This window comes from Hymenobacter ruber (assembly GCF_054783255.1).
Genome location: NZ_BAAGQX010000004.1, coordinates 789,204 through 808,336, shown reverse-complemented (window position 1 = coordinate 808,336; position 19,133 = coordinate 789,204). Strand labels below are relative to the sequence as shown.

At 60.9% G+C, this 19,133-nt stretch carries 15 protein-coding genes; 8 read left to right on the top strand and 7 right to left on the bottom strand.

Annotation, left to right across the window (positions count from 1 at the left end):
• Positions 1-31: 31 nt before the first annotated feature.
• From ACYVM5_RS13990 to ACYVM5_RS13970, 5 genes are all read right to left on the bottom strand, one after another.
• Positions 32-1,021, bottom strand: a complete 990-nt coding sequence (locus tag ACYVM5_RS13990) for a hypothetical protein (protein ID WP_460618727.1) — start codon at positions 1,019-1,021, stop codon at positions 32-34.
• 46 nt (positions 1,022-1,067) lie between these two features.
• Positions 1,068-1,958, bottom strand: a complete 891-nt coding sequence (locus ACYVM5_RS13985; protein ID WP_460618726.1) for a hypothetical protein — start codon at positions 1,956-1,958, stop codon at positions 1,068-1,070.
• Entirely contained in the window at positions 1,955-2,629 is a 675-nt protein-coding gene (locus ACYVM5_RS13980; protein ID WP_460618725.1) for a DUF2306 domain-containing protein, read from the bottom strand. The genes ACYVM5_RS13985 and ACYVM5_RS13980 overlap by 4 nt, the downstream gene beginning before the upstream one ends.
• An 87-nt stretch (positions 2,630-2,716) precedes the next feature.
• The gene (recQ, locus tag ACYVM5_RS13975) at positions 2,717-4,954 is read right to left on the bottom strand and encodes a RecQ family ATP-dependent DNA helicase (protein ID WP_460618724.1); all 2,238 of its coding nucleotides are present in this window, start codon (positions 4,952-4,954) and stop codon (positions 2,717-2,719) included.
• A 57-nt stretch (positions 4,955-5,011) separates the two neighbouring features.
• The gene (locus tag ACYVM5_RS13970) at positions 5,012-6,190 is read right to left on the bottom strand and encodes a THUMP domain-containing class I SAM-dependent RNA methyltransferase (protein ID WP_460618723.1); all 1,179 of its coding nucleotides are present in this window, start codon (positions 6,188-6,190) and stop codon (positions 5,012-5,014) included.
• Positions 6,191-6,224: 34 nt separating this feature from the next.
• Here ACYVM5_RS13970 and ACYVM5_RS13965 point away from each other — a divergent pair, with 34 nt between their 5' ends.
• The 6 genes from ACYVM5_RS13965 (at position 6,225) to ACYVM5_RS13940 (ending at position 13,878) form a co-directional block, all read left to right on the top strand.
• Positions 6,225-7,034, top strand: coding sequence for a TMEM175 family protein (locus ACYVM5_RS13965; protein ID WP_460618722.1), 810 nt, complete (start codon positions 6,225-6,227; stop codon positions 7,032-7,034).
• Between the two features lie 133 nt (positions 7,035-7,167).
• Positions 7,168-8,562 carry a sugar MFS transporter gene (locus ACYVM5_RS13960; protein WP_460618721.1) on the top strand — a complete coding sequence of 465 codons (1,395 nt, stop codon included), beginning with the start codon at positions 7,168-7,170 and terminating at the stop codon, positions 8,560-8,562.
• Between the two features lie 48 nt (positions 8,563-8,610).
• Positions 8,611-9,171 (top strand): hypothetical protein, encoded by a 561-nt coding sequence (locus tag ACYVM5_RS13955; RefSeq protein WP_460618720.1) that lies wholly within the window; start codon positions 8,611-8,613, stop codon positions 9,169-9,171.
• Between the two features lie 52 nt (positions 9,172-9,223).
• The gene (murB, locus tag ACYVM5_RS13950; protein ID WP_460618719.1) at positions 9,224-10,264 is read left to right on the top strand and encodes a UDP-N-acetylmuramate dehydrogenase; all 1,041 of its coding nucleotides are present in this window, start codon (positions 9,224-9,226) and stop codon (positions 10,262-10,264) included.
• A gap of 116 nt (positions 10,265-10,380) precedes the next feature.
• On the top strand, positions 10,381-11,382 hold the full coding sequence (locus ACYVM5_RS13945) for a fibronectin type III domain-containing protein (RefSeq protein WP_460618718.1): 1,002 nt from the start codon (positions 10,381-10,383) through the stop codon (positions 11,380-11,382).
• A 123-nt stretch (positions 11,383-11,505) separates the two neighbouring features.
• The gene (locus tag ACYVM5_RS13940; protein WP_460618717.1) at positions 11,506-13,878 is read left to right on the top strand and encodes a phospholipase D-like domain-containing protein; all 2,373 of its coding nucleotides are present in this window, start codon (positions 11,506-11,508) and stop codon (positions 13,876-13,878) included.
• Positions 13,879-14,012: 134 nt separating this feature from the next.
• On the opposite strand, the gene ACYVM5_RS13935 is transcribed toward ACYVM5_RS13940, so the two are convergent.
• Positions 14,013-16,454 (bottom strand): endonuclease MutS2, encoded by a 2,442-nt coding sequence (locus ACYVM5_RS13935; protein ID WP_460618716.1) that lies wholly within the window; start codon positions 16,452-16,454, stop codon positions 14,013-14,015.
• A gap of 188 nt (positions 16,455-16,642) precedes the next feature.
• On the opposite strand from ACYVM5_RS13935, the gene ACYVM5_RS13930 reads away from it, so the two are divergent.
• On the top strand, positions 16,643-17,092 hold the full coding sequence (locus tag ACYVM5_RS13930) for an RrF2 family transcriptional regulator (protein ID WP_211531806.1): 450 nt from the start codon (positions 16,643-16,645) through the stop codon (positions 17,090-17,092).
• A gap of 55 nt (positions 17,093-17,147) precedes the next feature.
• Positions 17,148-18,353 (top strand): NO-inducible flavohemoprotein, encoded by a 1,206-nt coding sequence (gene hmpA / locus ACYVM5_RS13925; protein WP_460618715.1) that lies wholly within the window; start codon positions 17,148-17,150, stop codon positions 18,351-18,353.
• A gap of 111 nt (positions 18,354-18,464) precedes the next feature.
• Here the strand turns inward: hmpA and ACYVM5_RS13920 are convergent, their stop codons facing one another.
• Positions 18,465-19,046, bottom strand: a complete 582-nt coding sequence (locus ACYVM5_RS13920) for an HPP family protein (protein WP_460618714.1) — start codon at positions 19,044-19,046, stop codon at positions 18,465-18,467.
• Positions 19,047-19,133 lie beyond the last annotated feature (87 nt).

The following is a 19,133-nucleotide window of genomic DNA, read 5'->3' as shown; positions in this document are numbered from 1 at the left end:
ATTCTCAACGGTGGCAGTGGTCGGTTTAGTATCAGAGGTTGAGTTTTGGTTTGGGGGATTTGGCCCACCATTCGTCGTTCTGCCAAATGGTGTTCCAGCCCTGCCGGGCATACTTCGGGTTGATATCCACGTCCCGTTCGCCAATCATCAGGTCAGAATAAATAAACGGGCTGTAGCCAGTAATGTCCTTCACCCACACGGTAGGGGTTACCTGCCGGGTTTGATAGGTGGTCCAGGCTCCGGTATATTTCTGCGCGCCGCCCTGCGAAGGCCCGTGCAGAAAGGGCGCGCTGCTGTCAAGCCGGCCTTTGTTGCTCAGGTCCAGCTCCATCACGCAGCGCCCTTCAAATGCGGCCCCCTGAGGGGCATTTTTGTCTTCGGCCAGCCGAACGTGGCCAGCCACGGCATAACGCTTCACTGTAAAGTCGTTGTCGAGCCGGACCGTCTGAAGCATGGTCCATTCATCAATGTCCTTTTTGTCCTGTGCCGTCAGCATGGGCTCCGCTGAAAGCGAATCGAACACGACCTCTCCCTGAAAGCGCTGGATGCGCCGCCGGGTGCGCGTGAGGCCCCGCAGCAGATAGGCGGCGGGATTGCGAGGGTTGCGGCGCACGGCGGTGATGGCCGTTTCGGTGCGGTAACGGTCGGCGCCGCGGAATCCATTCATTGCGTAATCATACGATTGGCCCGTCACAGTTTGCAGGAGTGATGCCAGGTTGTGCGCGGCAAAAAAGCGCCTGATTTCGGCTGTGTCCAATACGGGCTGTGACCGGATATCGGCCCGCAGCACTTTGCCGAACCGCACCGGAATTGGAGGCGCTGCTTCGGGAGGCAATTTGGCAATTTGGGCTGCAATAGCTTCGTGCGCCGCCAGCGAATCGGGCAGCTTGGCAGCTGTGTTGTGAATATCCGGCGACTGAGCTTCGGAATTACCTCTACCCGCTGTAACGGGTTGTTTTTCGTGGTATTGGCAAGCAAAAACAGCCGTCGCCAACGCGAGCATGAGGAAAACATTTTTCATACAGACGTCACGAATACTTTAGCTAAAAATTGCCTGTAGCTTATCCTCAAAGGCTGAGCTTGGGTTTGGGCGAATCGGCCCACCATTCGTCGTTTTCCCACAGCTCGTTCCAGCCCAGCTTGGCGTATTTGGGGTTGATTTCGCCGCCCCGGTCGCCGATGCCAAAGTCTTTGTAAACATCGGCCGCAGCGGCAATTGCCCACGGTGCTACCACAAATCCCTTCACTTCCCGGGTGGAAAGATTGCGCCGACTTCCGCGCACCAGCACGCCGCTGCCCCGCGTGGGGGTCGATTCGTTGATGCCGTCGGCTAGGGAGGTAACATAGCCCATTTTGGCCGGGGGCGCTACGTAAAAATCCAGTAATGCTTCCCCTTCAAAAACGCCACTATTGGTTTGCTTGTCTTCCTGAAAGCGCAACTGCGCGCGAGCCGTGTACATCCGCCCATCCACCGAATCGGCGGCGGTGGAATCGTTCATGGCCATTACCTGCAGAAAGTAAGGATAATCAAGGTCGACCAACTGCCGGATGGTGAGGGTACCCGCAAACGGGCGAACATTCTTGCGGTAGTGGCATTTGCCCCGCACCATATACATTTCAGGGTGCTGCTGGTCGCGCTTCACCTCGTTAAACACCATCGCAAAACGATAGTGGTCAGGTCCAAAAAAGCCTTCCATGGTAGGATTAGTGCGCCGGATTCCCTCACTGCCCTCCCACAGCCGCGACAAGTCAGTGTGGCGCAGCAACTCACGGGCAGGCTGCGTCAGGGTATCGGCAGCGGTAAACAGGCTCGGTAATTCCGGCTCGGCAGCGGGCACTGCCGGAAAGGATGGTGCCGTCACCTCGACTGTAGCAGCAGTAGCTTGGGCAGTTGGCTTTTGCTGCTGGCAAGCGACAACCAAGAAAGCCAATAAAAACGGGTAGAACGTCTTTTTCATGCCGCCAATTTACGCCGCAAGTCCGGCATAAATTCCTGCAAAAAGTATCGTCCCAATCCCACTTCCAGCAGGATTTCCACCAGAATCAAATTGCCCACCCACGAGAGCCACGTCACCGTCAGATACGTTTCAATGGGCTTGGTTTCAAACACGTAGTACATCACGTAGCTCTCGCCGCGCAGGGCCAGGGCGGCCAGCGTCACGGCGAAGGAGCGCAGCATCCAATCCACGTGCAGGCTCCATTGGCGCTGGCGGGCGGCGCGGTAGGACTTCCAGGTGCACAGCCACCACACCAGGCATTGCAGCGTGAAGCCCACCTGCGCGGCCAGACCGCCATTGGCAAAGCGCGCCAGAATGAGGCCCGACGGCGCCGCCAGCGCCAGAATGCCTACCACGTAGCACTTGCCCAGCTGCCGGTGCAGCCCCGGCCCGCGCCGCGCCAGCACCGGCAGAAACTGCAGCAGCCCGGCCACCAGCACCAGCAAGCTGGTGGTGATGTGCACGTAGAAACCCAGCCGAAACACGGGGCTGTCGTTGGTTTCGTCGCTCTTGGTGGTAAGGAAATGGATGCCCTTCTCGAAGGTGTAGTAGGGCAGCGTTTTGGTAAGCATCAGGCCCGCGAAGGCGGCGATGATGAGGGCCACGAGGGCGAGTAAGAGTTTTCGGGCCATGCAGCGCAAGAGAATCAGGCGGGAACCTACAAATAAAAAAGCCCGCCGTTGCTAACGGCGGGCCTTCTCAGTTTATTGGCTGACACGCTACTGCCCCCGCAAGCGCTTATGATACAGCGCGGCCATACGCAACTGGAAGTAGTCGTACTTCTCGCGCAGGTGGTCGAACAGGTCGCGGAGCGTGGGGTCGCCGCCGAGCTGGGCGCGGGCGGTGAAAATTTCGGCTAGCTCCTTGTCGCTCACGAAATCGTGGATGCGCAGCTCGCGGCCCTTGGCGTAGGCGTTGTAGAGGTGGGTTTTCACGGTGCTCAGGGCCAGGCCGCGGCGCTCGGAAATGTCCTCGGGCGTGAGGCCCATCTGATGAAACTGGATGGTGGCGTCCTCGGAGTCGCTCACCGGCTTGTCGCCTTTGTCGGCGGCCGTCAGGCGCGGGCGGGGCTCGTTGAACATGCTGTCCGAATCGGAAGGCACATACTGGCCGCCCCCGCCGTGCTCCAGAATGAGGCGGATAAAGGCTTCGCCGTAGGTTTCGAACTTCTTCATGCCCACGCCCGAAATGCCCAGCATGCCCACGCGGCTCACGGGGCGCTCGGCGGCCATTTCCTGGAGCGTGGCATCGGAGAATACCACGTAGGGCGGTACGCCCTGCTCGTCGGCAATCTGCTTGCGGAGCTTGCGCAGCTTGTCGAACAGCTGCGCCTCGGGCGTGCCAATGGTGGCGGTGACGGCAGTCTTTTTGCCGGCGCGGGTGGGCTTTTCGGCCTTCTCGCTGGGCTGGAATTTCTTGAGCGGCAGCGTGAGCTGGCCTTTCAGCACTTCGTGGCCGCGCTCGGTGATTTTCAGGGCGTAGCCTTCTTCGTAGGCAATGTAGAACAGGCCGTCGTTCAGCATCTGGTGGATGTAGCTGTACCAGTCGAGGTAGGGCAGGTCGGAGCCCGCGCCGTAGGTCTTAATCTGGTCGTAGCCGCCTTGCAGCACGGCCTGGTTGCGCATGCCGCGCAGGATGTCAATCAGCAGGTTGATAGCCACTTTCTCCCGGCTGCGGAACACGGCGGAGAGAGCTTTCTGGGCAATCAACGTCCCGTCAAACGTGGTGGGCGGGTTGCGGCAGATATCGCAGTTGCCGCAGTCCTCCCGCAGGTTTTCGGAGAAGTAGTTGAGCAGGATTTTGCGGCGGCAGCTGGCGGCTTCGGCAAACTGCTGCATGCGCTCGAGCTTGGCGGTGTTGAGCTGGGCCTGGCGGGCGGGCACGTCTTTGGTCACCATCTCGCGCATCTGCATCACATCGGCGAAGCTGTAGAACAGGATGGCGGTGCTCGGCGCGCCGTCGCGGCCGGCGCGCCCGATTTCCTGGTAATAGCCCTCAATGTTTTTGGGCAAGTTGTAGTGCATCACCCAGCGCACGTTGCTCTTGTCGATGCCCATGCCAAAGGCAATGGTGGCCACAATCACCTGAATATCATCCTGCAAAAAAGCTTCCTGGGCCTTGCCGCGTTGCACGGGCGTCATGCCCGCGTGGTAGTGCGAGGCTTTAATGCCCTTGGCAATGAGCTTCTGCGAAATGGTTTCGCAGGTTTTGCGCGAAAGGCAGTAGATGATGCCGGGGTCCTGCGGGTGGCGGCCGATGTAGTCGATAATCGAGTTGATACGGTCCTGGCCGCCGCGCACAATCAGGTTGATGTTCGGCCGGTCGAAGCTGGACAGAAACACCCGGGGCTCGCTGAGGTTGAGCTGGGTAATGATGTCGCGCTTGGTGAGGCGGTCGGCCGTGGCCGTGAGGGCGATGATGGGCGTGCTGGGGAAGTGGTTCCGCAGCTGGCCCAGTTGGGTGTATTCGGGCCGGAAATCGTGGCCCCAACTCGAAATACAGTGCGCCTCATCAATGGCAAAAAGGCTGATATTTACCCGGGTCAGAAACTGCAGAAAGCCGTCGCTCAGCAACTTCTCGGGGCTCACGTAGAGCAGCTTGAGGTAGCCGCCGGTGGCGGCGCGGGCAATGTCGTTGGCTTCGGACTGGCCCACGCTGCTGTTGATGTAGGCCGCCGCAATGCCGTTGGCTTTCAGGGCTTCCACCTGGTCCTTCATCAGGGCGATGAGGGGCGAAACCACTACGCAGGTGCCTTCGCTCACCACGGCCGGAATCTGGAAGCAGACCGATTTGCCGCCCCCCGTGGGCATGAGCACCACGGTGTCCTTGCCGCCCAGGATGTGCTGAATAATGTCGCCCTGCATGGGGCGGAAGTTGTCGTAGCCGTAGTACCGTTTCAGGGCCTGGCGGGCGGCGGGCAGCAGGTCGGGAGTGGCGGTAGATAAGGTGTTGGACATGACTTGCGAATAGTAATCAGTTGAAATAACGTGACGGGGCCGGAAGTTCCAAGCAGCTTAGTTTTTGGCCGGCCCTTCATTCAGCTTAGGTTCCCGCCGGCTCCCCCGGTACAGCTCATACTTCAGTAGCCGGCAGTCAATCGGCCCGTTGAACAGCGGAATCCGCCGCGCCGGCTTCAGCCCGATGCTTTTGGCCGCTTCCAGATTGCCGGTGAACACAAAGGCATTGTAACCCTGGAAACCCGTTTTCAGCGTGTTGCCAATCGTCTTATACAGCGCCGCCATCTCGGCCTCCTCCCCTATTCGCTCCCCATACGGCGGGTTCATTAGCACGATGCCGGGTTCCTCCTTAGTGGGGGCCACGGCATCTTTTACATCGCGGACGGACAAGCGAATAAAGTCTTCCAGGCCGGCGGCGGTAATGTTGGCCGCAGCTAGGTCGATGGTTTTCGGGTCGAGGTCGGAGCCGGCGAGGTAGGCCTGTGGCTCTTCCAGGCGCTGGGCCTTGGCTTCTTCGCGCACCTGGTTCCAGAGCTCGGAGTCGAAGTCGTACCAGTTTTCGAAGCCGAACTTGCCCTGATGAAACAGGCCGGGCGCGATGCGCTGGCTGATGAGGCCCGCCTCGGTGAGGATGGTGCCCGAGCCGCACATGGGGTCGATAAGGGGCTTTTTGCCATCCCAGCCCGAAAGCAGGACCAAGCCAGCGGCCAGTACCTCGTTCAGAGGGGCCTCATTGGTGCCTTGGCGGTAGCCGCGGCGGTGCAGCGAGTCGCCGGCCGCGTCGAGGCTGAGGATGACTTCGTTTTCCGTCATGCGCAGGTGCAGGCGGATGTCGGGGTTGCGCGTATCGATGCTGGGCCGCTCGCCGGTGCGGGCCCGGAACTGGTCCACGATGGCGTCCTTGGTGAGCTGGGCCACGAAAAGCGAGTGCTCGAAGGTGGAGCGGTTCACCACCGGGGTGATGGCGAAGGTCTGGCCCGGGCCAATGAAATCCTGCCAGTCGATGCGGCTCACTTCGCGGTACAGCGCCTTTTCATCGGCGGCGTAAAAGGCGGCGAAGGGACGCAGCAGGCGCATGGAGAGGCGGCTCCAGAGGGCCACTTCATACAGCAGGCGGTGGTCGCCGATGAACTCGACGGCGCGGGAGCCAACGTGCGTGATGTCGGCCCCGAGGGCGTAGAGCTCGTCGGCGAGCAGTTCTTCCAGGCCGAACTGGGTGGTGGCGGTGAGGTGCATAGTCCCGCAAAGGTCGGGCACAGGGGCCTTAGGTTTGGCTTCACCCAGAAACCACCCGTCGAATTCCAGCAGCCGTGCTCCGGCCGGCTATATTTACGCAGCACCATCGCGGGCATCATCCCCTTTTAGCGGCTTTCTCGCAATTGGCTGTTTCGAGGCAAAGACCGACGGTTATTACAACAGCATGAGCGATATACAGAAAAAGGAAATTCCCTTTGAACGGGTCTTGTTTTTCAGCGATGCCATTGTTGCCATTGCCATCACCTTGCTGGCGCTGAATCTGAAGCTGGATTTGCCGGAAGGCCATCACCTTACGTTCCACGATTTGCTTTTGCCCTGGAAGAACTACCTCGCATTTCTGCTGTCATTCATCAACATTGCCAGTTTTTGGCGCATGCATCACCAGATGTACAGCTACATTCACAAGATGAATGGGTATGCAATGGGTTACAATATTTTGTGGCTCTTCTTTATCGTTATTCTTCCTTTTTCTACCAGTCTATTAAGCACGCATTTTGGCGACTCGGCGGCCATCTTTTTATACAGCTTAAATATTCTGGCCCTATCCATATTTCAAAATGCTATTTGGGATGGTGCTGATATAAAGCATAATTACATTGACACCGAGAAAATATCCGATGAAGAGCGCAAGCGCTTTCGGCTCATGTTCAATTTCGATATGGCAAATGGTTTAATCTGCACCGTGTTGAGTTTCTTCGTTCCTAAAATCGCATTCTTTCTGCTATTTTTTAAAATACCTGTCTTGTTTTTTGTCATGGTTTACATAGCCAGTCAAAAGCGAAAAGGTATTAGCCCTGGTAGGGTAAGGACAACTAATTTTTGATTGTCTGTTTTCCGCCAATCAGGCTACCGCCCAGCAGTTCCCCAATCGTACGAGGCGGCCCGGTATTGGTGGCGCGCGTGTTTCTTCACCTAACCGGCCCCTGTGGCCGGTTTTTTTGTACCTTCCGCCGCGTATGGCTATTCCTGTTTCTTCGGCGGCTACGACTGCTGCGCCCGCTCGCTCCTACGCCGGCCCCATGGTGCTGATGACCACCCTGTTCTTCCTATTTGGGGCGGTTACCAATTTCAACGACGTGCTCATGCCCTACCTCAAGGACGTGTGCCAGCTTACCGATTTGCAGTCCTCGGCGGTGCAGTCGGCTTTTTTCGGGGCTTACTTTCTGATGTCACTGCCGGCCGGCTGGGTCCTGAAAAAGCTGGGCTATCAGCGCGGCATCGTGGTGGGCCTGCTGGTGATGGCAGGCGGTGCACTATTGTTCATTCCGGCGGCCGACTCGCGGGCCTTCGCACTGTTTCTCACGGCATTGGCTACGCTGGGTGCGGGCATCACGCTGCTGCAAGTGGCGGCCAATCCTTACGTGAGCATCCTAGGGCCGGCACGCGGCGCGGCGGCGCGGGTGAGCGTGGTGGGCGTGGCCAACAACTTTGGCGGGGCCCTGTCGCCGCTGGTGGGCGGGCTGGTGCTCTTTGGCGGCTCGGTGGCGCTCAAGGCCCGGCTGGCCGCGCTGCCCCTGACGGAGCGGCTGGCCGAGGAATCGCAGCTCGTGAAAGGGCCGTATATCGGCTTGGCTGTGTTTCTGGTACTGCTGGCGGCGCTGTTTTTCTTCCTTGTCAAGCTACCCGACATCGAAGGCATTCCCGAAGAGGCGGCCGAAGAAGCACGGCCTATGGCGGCGGGACGTACTTCGGCGCTGGCGTTTCCGCACCTGGTGCTGGGCATCGCGGCCATTTTCGTGTACGTGGGCGTGGAGGTTGGGCTGGGCTCGTTTCTGATTCGCTACGGCGAATCGCAAGGCATTCGGCAGCTTTCGGCCTTCACCCAAAGCCTGGTGCAGGGCCTGAACGTGGCCACCAACTACGCGCTGGTGCTGTTCGGGAAGGAGCCCTCGGCCATCGATACCACGGCCGGCTTCACCAAAGCGGTGGGCGCGGTGCTGGTGTCGTCGTATTGGTTTGGCTCGCTCATTGGGCGGGTGGTGGGCATTCCGCTGCTGCTCAAATTCCACAACCGGGTGCTGCTGGTGGCAGTGTGCGCGGCCGGTACGGCGCTGGTAGGCGCGAGCATTCTGAGCACCGGCGAAACGGCCCTGTGGCTCATCGTGCTCTGCGGGCTGATGAACTCCATTATGTGGCCCGTCATTTTCCCGCTGGCCATCACCGGGCTGGGGCCGTTCACCAAGCAGGGTTCTTCTTATTTGATTATGGCCATTGTGGGCGGGGCGCTCATTCCGCCGCTCATGGGCTTCATTGCCACGCATGGCGGCGGGCTGCGGGTGGCCTTTGTAGTGCCGGCGCTGTGCTATTTGTACCTGCTGTTTTATGCACTAAGTGGCTACCGGGTACGTTAGCCCGCCAGCCGGTTCTACTATCACCATCTCCAAACCGGCTCTAATTCTATGAAAAGAAATATCCCTTTTTCCGCGCTTTTTCTGCTGGCCCTGCTGCTGGGCACTGTTGGCTGCAAAAAGATTCTGGACCTGCTGACCTTCCAGATTAACGACTCCTCTACCTTCCAGCTGCCGGCTACCGGCCCGCTGCCCATCGGCACTGCCGGGCCAGTTATTGCGTTGCCGGGCGTCACGGTCAACTCCACCGCCAACAGCACTTATCAGAACAACAACACGGCCGCCGACTACGTGAAGGACGTCACCCTCGACCGCCTGGCCCTGACGGTTACGGACCCAGCCGGGCAGAACTTTGACTTCGTAAAAAGCATCAGCATCTCGATTGCCTCCGATGCGGCCGGCACCAATAAAGTGCCGCTGGCCTCCCTCAGCCCCGTGCCCACCGGCCAGACCACCATCGAGCTCACGCCCTCGGGCCAGAAGCTGGATACCTACCTGCGCAGCGGCAGCTACACGCTGTTCACCACCGTGGAGATGACCCAGCTGGGCCTGAGCAAAGCCACCACCGTGCGCGCCGACTCGCGCTTCAACGTGAAGGCCGACCCGAAGTAAGGGAATCTGGGCGTGCTGCCCACGCTACGGTGCGGCCGCTACCTTTGCGGCCATGATGCCTACACTCGCAGAAAACTTTTCCCTCCGCCCCTACAACACTTTCGGCCTTGACGTGCAGGCCCGCTACTTTGCCCGCTTCGCCTCGGCCGATGAGCTGCGCCAGTTGCTGAAACTGCCCGCTGTGCAGACGGCCGACAAGCTCATCCTCGGCGGTGGCTCCAACCTGCTTTTCACCCAGGATTTTCCGGGTGTGGTGCTCAAGAATGAGATTCGCGGCCTGGAAATCATTTCGGAAGACGGCGACACCGGCACGGCCCTCGTCCGCGCCGGGGCCGGCGAAAGCTGGCACGGCCTCGTCGAATATGCCCTCGACCAGAACCTGAGCGGCATCGAAAACCTCTCCCTCATTCCCGGCACGGTGGGCGCGGCCCCACTCCAAAACATCGGGGCCTACGGGGCCGAGCTGCGCGACACCTTCGACCACCTGGAGGCCATTGAAATCAGTACCGGCGCGGGGCGCGTGTTCACGGCCGGCGAGTGCGGTTTCGGCTACCGCGAAAGTGTGTTCAAAAACGTGCTCAAAAACCAGTTTGTGGTCACGGCCGTGGTGCTGCGCCTGCACCGCCAGGCCCGGCCCAACGTGCGCTACGGGGCCATCGCCGAAACCCTGGCCGAGCTGGGCATCGAAGGCGAGCCCACCCCGCACGAGGTGAGCCGGGCCGTGGTGCACATCCGCCGCTCCAAACTGCCCGACCCCGCCGAAATCGGCAACGCCGGCTCCTTCTTCAAAAACCCCGAAATTTCTCAGGCCCGGTTCGACCACCTGCACCGCCAGTACCCCGACCTGCCCGGCTACCCCGTGCCCGGCGGCGTGAAGGTGCCCGCTGGCTGGCTCATCGAGCGGGCCGGCTGGAAAGGGCTGCGGCGCGGCCCCGGCGCGGGCACCCACGGCGTGCATGCCCGCCAAGCCCTCGTGCTCGTGAACCACGGCGGCGCCACCGGCAGCGAAGTGCGCCAGCTGGCCGAAGAGATAATCTCGTCCGTCCGCCAGCAGTTCGGCATCGAGCTGCACCCGGAAGTTAATATTTTGTGATTGAATAGCACACTGGCCAGCAATCTGTATATATTGCTGAGAATGCTAAATGATGCGTAATTTGTCCCACCATTTGCATCAGTCATTTCTTTGCCGGTCTGCTTATTCTTCAATTTATGAACTTCGCTTTGCTCTTTCTCGCCGGGGTGTTTTCCGGCCCGGCCCTGGCTTCTCCTCCCACGCCCCCCACTCCCCCGGTACTCACCCTGAAAGCAGCCCGCGCATTGGGTGCCGGCAGCACCGTCACGGTGCGGGCCGTGGTGCTGAACGGGGCCGAAATGGGCAACCTCCGCTTTGTGCAGGATGGCGAGGCCGGCCTGGCCCTCTACGCCCAGGCTGCCAAGCTGCCCGGCTACGGCGAGTTGCAGGCCGGCGACAGCATCCAGGTCACGGGCCAGCTCAAGGTTTACAATGGGCTGATGGAAATGGACCCCATCGCCTCGTTTCATAAGCTGGCCAGCGGCCAGCGGCTGCACCCGGTGCGTGTGCCCGTAGCCCAGGCCACCACCGCCTTCGTGGAGGCCAACGAGGGCCGGCTTATTGAAATTAAGGGCGTGACCCGCCTGCTCACCCCGGCCGGTGCCCCCGCTGAGGCGCTCGTCGGCAACGCCAACTACTTGCTCGACGGCACGGCCGGCGCGTTGCTGCGTGTGGGCGCGGCCAGCACCGGGCCTCAGGGCCTTATCGGGGCCACGGCCCCCACGGGCGAGCCGTTCGACGTGCGCGGCGTTATGAGCCAGTACTCGCCGGGCGGCACCGGCGGCTATCAGCTGCTGCCCCGCCTGGCCACCGATTTTGTGCGCGGCAGCGGCCTGCCCCGCCTCACCGAAGAGCCCGTGCCCGTAAACGTGAGCCCGACCGGCTTCACCGTTGTGTTCTCGACCCTGAACGCCGGCGATACCCGCGTGCGCTACGGCCTCGATGCCAAGCAGCTCAAGGAAAGCCGCGTCGACGATGCCCTCACCACCCACCACAGCCTCACCCTGAACGACCTGATTCCGGGCACCACCTACTACGTGGAAGTGAGTTCGCGCAACGCCGCGGGCACCGAAACGGCCACGCCCGTGCCGTTTATTACCACCGGCGGCAAGCGGGTGCGGGCGGGCGGCAAAAATTAAGTTTGCGTTACACGGCACTATTGAGGTCTGGAGGCGGTTCGTTTCGCTGAAATTCAGCATCTTTGTAATTCCGTCTCCCACCTAATCTTTAAAAATTAACCGTTTCGTAACTCTGTTTTTTTCATGAAGAAATTTACTCTGTTGGCGTTGCTGGCGTGTGCCACTTCCTGGCACGCGGCCTCGGCCCAAACCTCCATCACCATTGCGGCCGCACGGGCGCAGCAACCCACCACCAACGCCACGGCGGGGGCCACCGTCACGGTGCGCGGCATTGCCACCAACGGCAACGAGCTTGGTCCGATTCGCTACTTCCAGGACGGTACCGCCGGTATCGCAGCCTACGGCGGCACCACGGGCGCGGCCGGCACTTCGCCCGCTGTAGCCGCGGTGCTGAACTCGGTGCAGCCCGGCGACAGCATTCTAGTAACGGGCCAGCTGAAGCAATTTTACGGCTTCCTGGAAATCGACCCACTCACGAGCGTAACCATCCTGGCCGGCAACCGGCCGGTGGTGCCGGTGAGCTTCCCGGCCGGCAGCATCACCCCGGCATTTGCCGAGCAGTATGAGGGCCAACTGGTGCGCATCAACGGCATCACGTCCATCAACACCAGCACGGGCGCGCCCGTGACGGCATTTGCTTCGGTGTCGGCAGGCTACCGCATCAACAACAACGCAGCCACCCCGCTCTATATCAACGCGGCCAGCACCGGCCCGTACGGCCTCATTGGCAAGCCCGCTCCTACGGGCCAGTACGATGCCATCGGGCTGATTAGCCAGCACATGACGGCCAACACTGGTACCGTGAACACCACCACCGGCTACCAGCTGCTGCCCCGTCTCTACGCCGACTTCATTCAGGGCCTGACGCCTAACGTCATTGGCACTCCGACTACCTCTAACATCACCACCACGGGCTTCACCGTGAACTTCCTGACCCAGAACGCCGGCAATACCCAGCTGAGCTACGGCCTCACGCCTACCGGCCCGTTCACGACCGTGACCGATGCCGCCAGCGTGACTACCCACGCCTTGGCCCTGACCGGCCTGCAGCCCGCCACGGTGTACTACGTGCAAGCTATTTCGGTAAACAGCGTGGGCCAGTCGCAGTCGCGCGTGGTGCCAATGATTACCCAGTCGCTGTCGAGCGGCAAGATGCGCGTATACTTCAACAATCCGGTGGATAACACGCTGGCCCTGCCAAATAACAACGCCGTGTACCTGCCCAGCGGCCACATTGCCGACACGCTGGCCAGCTACATCAACAAGGCCCGCAAAACCGTCGACCTCGCCATCTACAACTGGAACAGCACCGTCATCCTGAACTCGGTGAACGCGGCTCGCGCCCGGGGCGTGAAGGTGCGTGTGATTTACGAAGATGACAACGCCAACGTGAGCATCAACTCGCTCAACGCCGCCATTCCGCGTGTGGGCCGCCCGGCCCAGGCCGGCAGCAGCGGCAGCGCCATCATGCACAACAAATTTGTGGTGATTGACGCCGACACCAACGTGGCCTCTACTCCCTGGGTGTGGACGGGCTCGACCAACTGGACTTCCGCCCAGCTCTCGACCGACCGCAACTCGGCCATTGCCATTCAGGACCAGGCGCTGGCCCGCGTGTACACCCTCGAGTTCAACGAGATGTGGGGTAGCACCACCCTGACGCCCGGCACGCTGCTCTTCGGCAACCGCAAAACCGACAACACGCCGCACTACCTGCGCATCGGCAACCGCGACGTGCAGTCTTACTTCTCGCCCACGGACAACGTGAACGGCCGCCTCATCGAAACCGTGCAAACGGCCGATAACGACCTGCACTTTGCTTCGATGCTCATCACCCGCGCCGACATTGCCCGCGCCATCCGCGACCGCGTGCAGCTGCGCGGCATTGCATCCTGCACCGAGGGCGTAACCAACGACACCAGCGCCACCGACGGCTCGGGCAACAACTTCCGCATCATCCGCTCGGCCATCGGCACGCGCATGATTAAGAAAGTGGGTTCCTACATCTTCCACCACAAGTACCTGATTGTGGACGCCGGCAACTCGCAGTCGGACCCCACCATCTTCCTGGGCTCGCACAACTGGACCAACTCGGCCGATAACGAGAACGATGAAAATACCCTCGTTATCCACGACGCCAAGATTGTGAACCAGTACTACCAAGAGTTCTCGACCCGTGTGTCGGAGCAGAACATCGCCGGTGTGGCCGTCTGCCGTCTCGTGCTTGCTACCAAAGCTGGCAGCATCCAGGCCAGCACCCTGCAAGTATATCCGAACCCCACCAGCGGCAGCTTCCAGTTGCACCTGGCCAGCACTTCGGCCCGCACTGCCACCATCGTGTTGCGCGACGTAACCGGCCGCGTGGTACTCACCCAGACCCAGCCCCTCACCGGCACCGACCTCAACATCGACGCCACGTCGCTGAAATCGGGCCTGTACATGGTGCAGGTAACCACCCCCGAGGCCGTGCAGACGAGCCGCGTAGTAGTGGAATAAGCTGAGTGAAACCAACGCAAAAAAGGCGGCTCCCGAATCGGGGGCCGCCTTTTTTATTGTGCACCATAAAGCTTTTAAAGGCCGTCATACTGAGCGCAGCCGAAGCATGACGGCCTTTATAAAACCATTCTCTGCTACTTCAACACGGCAATGGTAACGCCGTCGCCGCCGCGGTCGGCGTGCTCGTCGGCCACGCTGGCCACGGCGCGCTGCGAGCGCAGGTAGTCGCGCACCACTTGCCGCAGTACGCCGTTGCCGCGGCCGTGCAGGAATTTGATTTCGGGCATGCCCAGCATCACGGCGTCGTCTACGAAGCTCATGGTTTTGGTGAGGGCGTCTTCGGCGCGCTCGCCACGCAGGTCGAGCGTGGGGCTGAAGCCGGCCATGCGGTCGGTGATGTTCACGCCGTTGCCGCCGGAGCTGCCGCCGCTCAGCTTCGACCGCTGGGCTTTGGCGGCCTGCTCGCGCTCGCGGATTTCGGCGCGGCCCAGCTTTTCGAGCTGGCTGAGCTTGGTCAGCGTTTTCAGGCCGCCGAACATAACTTCGGCGGTCTGGCCTTTCACGCTCACCACTTCGCCGTGGCCTTCCTGGCCAAACAGCGCCACTTTATCGCCGGGCCGGAGGTCGCCGGCTTCGGCGCGCTCGCGGGTGGCTTTGGGCTTGGGCGGCTCAATTTGCAGCTCCTTCTTGACGAAGTTATCGAGCTTTTCGCGGGCGGCTTTGTTGGTTTCCTTCTCGGCATTGCCGCGCCGGATTTCGCCGATGGTGGCTTCGATTTGCTGGTTGGTATTCACCAACAGCGCCTTGGCCTGCTGCTTGGCCGTGCGCAGGGTTTCGATTTTGGTATCCTCAATGTGCTGCTTGAGGTCCTGGTATTCCTGGGCAGCGCGCTTGAGGCGCTTTTCGGCTTTGGCGGCTTCGGCGGTGCGGGTTTCGAGCTCGGTTTTCTCCTTTTCGAGGCCTTCGAGCAAACGGTCATAGCGGATTTTATCCTTGCCCACCAGTTGCGTGGCGCGCTCCACCACCTCCTTCGGCAAGCCGATTTTACGGGCAATTTCGATGGCGAACGATGAGCCCGGCTTGCCCACTTCCAGCCGGTAGAGCGGCTGCAATTTCTCCGGGTCGTAGCGCATGGCCCCGTTCACGAGGTGCGGGGTGCGCTCGGCGAAGTTCTTGAGGTTGGTGTAGTGGGTAGTGATGACGCCGTACACGCGGCTGCGGTTCAGCTGGTCGAGCACGGCCTCGGCGATGGCGCCGCCCAGGCTGGGCTCGGTGCCGGTGCCGAATTCGTCAATCAGCACCAGGCTTTTCTTACCGGCCAGCAGCATGAACTGCTTCATGGCCAACAGGTGCGACGAGTACGTCGAGAGGTCATTTTCCAGGCTTTGCTCGTCGCCGATATCCAGGAAAATGTCCTCGAATACGCCGGCTTCGGAGTTGTCGGCGCAGGGAATCAGCAGGCCCATTTGCAGCATGAACTGCACGAGGCCCACGGTTTTCAGGCTCACGGATTTGCCGCCGGCGTTGGGGCCGGAAATGACGAGGATGCGCTGCTCGTGGTTCAATTCCAGGTCCAGGGGCACCACTTCGCGGGGGTCGCCGTTGTCGCGCTTGTGCTGGGCAAAAGCCAGCTGCAGCAGCGGGTGGCGCACTTTCACCCACTTCAGCAGGGGCTTGTTGTGCAGCACGGGTAGGCGGCAATCGAGCGTGACGGCCAGCCGGGCTTTGGCCCGGATAAAGTCAATCAGCCCGAGGTAAGAATAGGCCTTGCGCAGGTCCGGGATGTGGGGCCGGAGCTGGTCGGTGAGGGCCGTCAGGATGCGAATCAGCTCGCGGTGGTAGGCGTTGTCGAGGTCCTTGATGTCGTTGTTGAGCTCAAAAACGGCTTCCGGCTCGATATACACCGTCTGGCCCGAAGCCGATTCGTCGTGAATCAGCCCCTTCACCTTGCGCTTATGCTCGGCGATGACGGGCAAAACCAGCCGCCCGCCGCGTATAGTGGGCTCGGAATCGGATGGAATCCAGCCCTCGTTTTTGGCGTGGCGCAGGATGCCGGCAATCTGCTTGCGCAGCTGCCCCTGGCGGGCAATCAGCTCCTGCCGAATCTGGCGCAGCAGCGGGCTCGCGTCGTCGCGCACGGCACCTTCATCGTCCACCACTTTGTCCAGCGCGGCCAGCAAATTGCGGTCGACCTGAATGCCAATGCCCAACAGGCGCAGCGTAGGGTACAGGCCGGGGTCGGCATCGGAGAAGAAGCTCAGGGCCTGCCGGATGGTGCGCAGGCTCATCTTCACCTCGAAGAAAGCCGCCACGTCCAGGTAGGCGCCCGGCAGGGCGGCGCGCTTGAGGTGGGCCTGGGCGTCGTGGTAGTGGGAGGCCGGAAAATCGGCCCCGGAGCGCAGCAGGTAAGTGAATTCGTCGGCTTGTTGCAGCAGTTTCAGCAGGGGCTCGTGCTTGGGTTGGAACTCCATGCGGGCCACGTACTGCCGGCCCAAGGCGGAAAGGCAGTTGGCCTCGAGCTGCTCGCGCAGGGTGGTGAAGCCGATTTTTTGTTCGAAGTGTTGGGGTAACAGCAAGTAGTTGAGCTTATCGGTAGTTGTAATTGGGTACGAAGGTAAACAGCTAAGCGGGCGGGAAGATTCGCAGAGCACCGGAGTTGTTTGCCCCCTTCGCTCCCCCTGCCCGGCATTAAACCCATCTTCTCTCAAAAAATATATCGGACAAAATTGTCCGATATAAAATCACTCCGTACCTTTGCTTCACCATGGCAATGTTCTCGAAGGCGTGTGAGTATGGGATTCGGGCCGCGATTTATATCGGGCAGCAGTCAACCGATTCCGGCCGTCGCGTGGGCCTGAAGGATATTGCCGCTGAAATCGGCTCGCCGGAAGCCTTCACGGCCAAAGTGCTCCAGCAGCTGGTCCGCGAGCAGCTCGTAACGTCGGTGAAAGGCCCCACCGGTGGCTTCGAGCTGACGGCGGAGCAGCTGCGCACCGTGACGCTCCGTCAGATTGTGGTGGCCATCGATGGAGGGGCCATGCTTCAGGGCTGTGCCCTGGGCCTGCCGCAGTGCTCGGCCAAGCAGCCCTGCCCCATGCACTACCAGTTTCTGCCCATCCGCGACCAGCTCAATGAGCTGCTGCGCACCCACACCATCGGCGAGCTGGCCAGCAAGGTGCACGACGGGCTGGGCTTTTTGAAGCAATTCGGTTAACCTTTTTTTATCTAAATACCGGACATATTTGTCCTTTACTAAATTCTTTTTACGCATGACCCCTGACCAGAAAGCCCTCGTCACGGCTACCGTGAGCACCCTCAAAGAGCACGGCGTGGCCCTCACCACCCACTTTTACCGCCGCATGTTCGAGCACAACCCCGAGCTGAAGAACGTCTTCAACATGGGCAACCAGCAGAACGGCAAGCAGCAAATGGCGCTGGCCATGGCCGTGCTGGCCTACGCCGAAAACATCGAAGACCCTTCGGTGTTGGTGCACGCCGTCACCAAAATCGGCCACAAGCACGTCAGCCTCGACATCCGGCCCGAACACTACGCCATTGTGGGCCGGCACCTCATCGCCTCCATTGGCGAGGTGCTGGGCGAGGCTGCCACGCCCGCGCTGCTCGATGCCTGGGCCACTGCCTATGGCGAGCTGGCCGGCCTGATGAGCGGCTTGGAAAGTGGCCTGTACCAGCACGCCGCCAATCAGGAAGGCGGCTGGACGGGCTGGCGCCCATTCACGGTGAAGCAGAAAGTGGCGGAGTCGGCCGAAATCACCTCGTTTTACCTCTACCCTGCCGACGGCGGCAAGGTGGCCGATTTCCAGCCCGGCCAGTACGTGAGCCTGCGCTTGTTTTTGCCCGAGTTGAACCTGTTCCAGCCGCGCCAATACAGCCTATCCAGTGCCCCCAATGGCAAATACTACCGCATTTCGGTGAAGAAAGAAGCCGGCAGCCAGCACCCCGATGGCATGATTAGCAACCGCCTGCACGACTTCGTGGCGGAGGGCGGCATCGTGGAATTGGCTGCCCCGGCCGGCGACTTCACCCTGGAAACCACCAAGCAAACGCCCGTGGTGCTGGTGAGCGGCGGCGTGGGCCAGACGCCCCTGCTGAGCATGTTGGAGTACCTGGTGGCCACGGGCAGCAGCCGCGAAGTGATGTGGGTGCACGGCAGCCGCAACTCCCAGGTACACGCCTTCCGCGAGCCAGTAGCGCAGCTGGCCGCCCACCACGAAAAGGTGCAACACCACATTTTCTACGACACACTGGCGCCGGGCTTGGAGCAGGAAGGCTACTACGAAGGCATCGTGGACCTGCACAAGCTGAATGGCGGCAGCCTGATGCCGGAAGCCGACTACTACGTGTGCGGCCCGGCCCCCTTCATCCGCAAGCAGGTACAGGACCTGTCGGCGCTGGGCGTGCCACGCGCTGCCATTCATTTTGAGGAGTTCGGCCCAGCGACGCTAAGCGTATAGCCAGCTGGGGTTGAACCCCAAGTGCCAGAAATCCTGGCTGGAAGGCAACTGCCTTTCAGCCAGGATTTCTGCTTTATAAGCCCTTATTCCCTGACGCTGGCCTACGCCAACCTACCTGTGGTATCGGCGTTGCCAGAACCGGTACCAATGCTTGTTGGCAGGATAGTGGCGCGTGGCGGTGAGGTTGTTGAAGAGCAAGGCGACCACCAGCAGAATCAGCACGCCGGAGAAGACGGGCATCAGCACATATCCGTAGCCCAGGGCCTTGAGCTGGGGCGAACCAATGACGGCGATGAGGGCAGTTGCCCCGCCCGGCGGGTGCAGGGTTTTGGTGATTTGCATGCCCACGATGGACAGCGCAACCGCCAGCGCCGCCGCCAGCCACAGCTCCTGCGGCAGCCAGCGGTACACCGTGACCCCGATGAAGGCGCTAAGCACGTGCCCGCCCAGCAGGTTGCGGGGCTGGGCCAACGGGCTGTTGATGACCCCATATATCAGCACTGCCGACGCCCCGAAAGACCCGATAAGCAGGGGCGCATCGGCGGGGAGGCGGGTGCGGTTGAGCAGGCCAATGAGGGCAATGCCCACAAACGCGCCTAAAAACGTCCAGCAGTGCTCTTTATAATCGAATAATGTCTCCTGATAGACAATCACCTTTATCCGGCGGGCGTGCCGGCGTAGCCTCGTGCGCATGGTTCCACAGCAGCGTTGGCGGCTGCTTTTAATTCGGACGCAAAGGTACAAGCGGTGGCCATGGGCACATAAATGGAAGGTCTACGG

What these genes read in the sequence shown, in the direction of transcription:
- ACYVM5_RS13980 (WP_460618725.1), bottom strand. Translation starts at nt 2,629, where the DNA reads ATGGCCCGAAAACTCTTACTCGCCCTCGTGGCCCTCATCATCGCCGCC.
- ACYVM5_RS13920 (WP_460618714.1), bottom strand. Translation starts at nt 19,046, where the DNA reads ATGCGCACGAGGCTACGCCGGCACGCCCGCCGGATAAAGGTGATTGTC.
- ACYVM5_RS13990 (WP_460618727.1), bottom strand. Translation starts at nt 1,021, where the DNA reads ATGAAAAATGTTTTCCTCATGCTCGCGTTGGCGACGGCTGTTTTTGCT.
- murB (WP_460618719.1), top strand. Translation starts at nt 9,224, where the DNA reads ATGATGCCTACACTCGCAGAAAACTTTTCCCTCCGCCCCTACAACACT.
- ACYVM5_RS13955 (WP_460618720.1), top strand. Translation starts at nt 8,611, where the DNA reads ATGAAAAGAAATATCCCTTTTTCCGCGCTTTTTCTGCTGGCCCTGCTG.
- ACYVM5_RS13930 (WP_211531806.1), top strand. Translation starts at nt 16,643, where the DNA reads ATGGCAATGTTCTCGAAGGCGTGTGAGTATGGGATTCGGGCCGCGATT.
- ACYVM5_RS13940 (WP_460618717.1), top strand. Translation starts at nt 11,506, where the DNA reads ATGAAGAAATTTACTCTGTTGGCGTTGCTGGCGTGTGCCACTTCCTGG.
- hmpA (WP_460618715.1), top strand. Translation starts at nt 17,148, where the DNA reads ATGACCCCTGACCAGAAAGCCCTCGTCACGGCTACCGTGAGCACCCTC.
- ACYVM5_RS13970 (WP_460618723.1), bottom strand. Translation starts at nt 6,190, where the DNA reads ATGCACCTCACCGCCACCACCCAGTTCGGCCTGGAAGAACTGCTCGCC.
- ACYVM5_RS13985 (WP_460618726.1), bottom strand. Translation starts at nt 1,958, where the DNA reads ATGAAAAAGACGTTCTACCCGTTTTTATTGGCTTTCTTGGTTGTCGCT.
- recQ (WP_460618724.1), bottom strand. Translation starts at nt 4,954, where the DNA reads ATGTCCAACACCTTATCTACCGCCACTCCCGACCTGCTGCCCGCCGCC.
- ACYVM5_RS13960 (WP_460618721.1), top strand. Translation starts at nt 7,168, where the DNA reads ATGGCTATTCCTGTTTCTTCGGCGGCTACGACTGCTGCGCCCGCTCGC.
- ACYVM5_RS13945 (WP_460618718.1), top strand. Translation starts at nt 10,381, where the DNA reads ATGAACTTCGCTTTGCTCTTTCTCGCCGGGGTGTTTTCCGGCCCGGCC.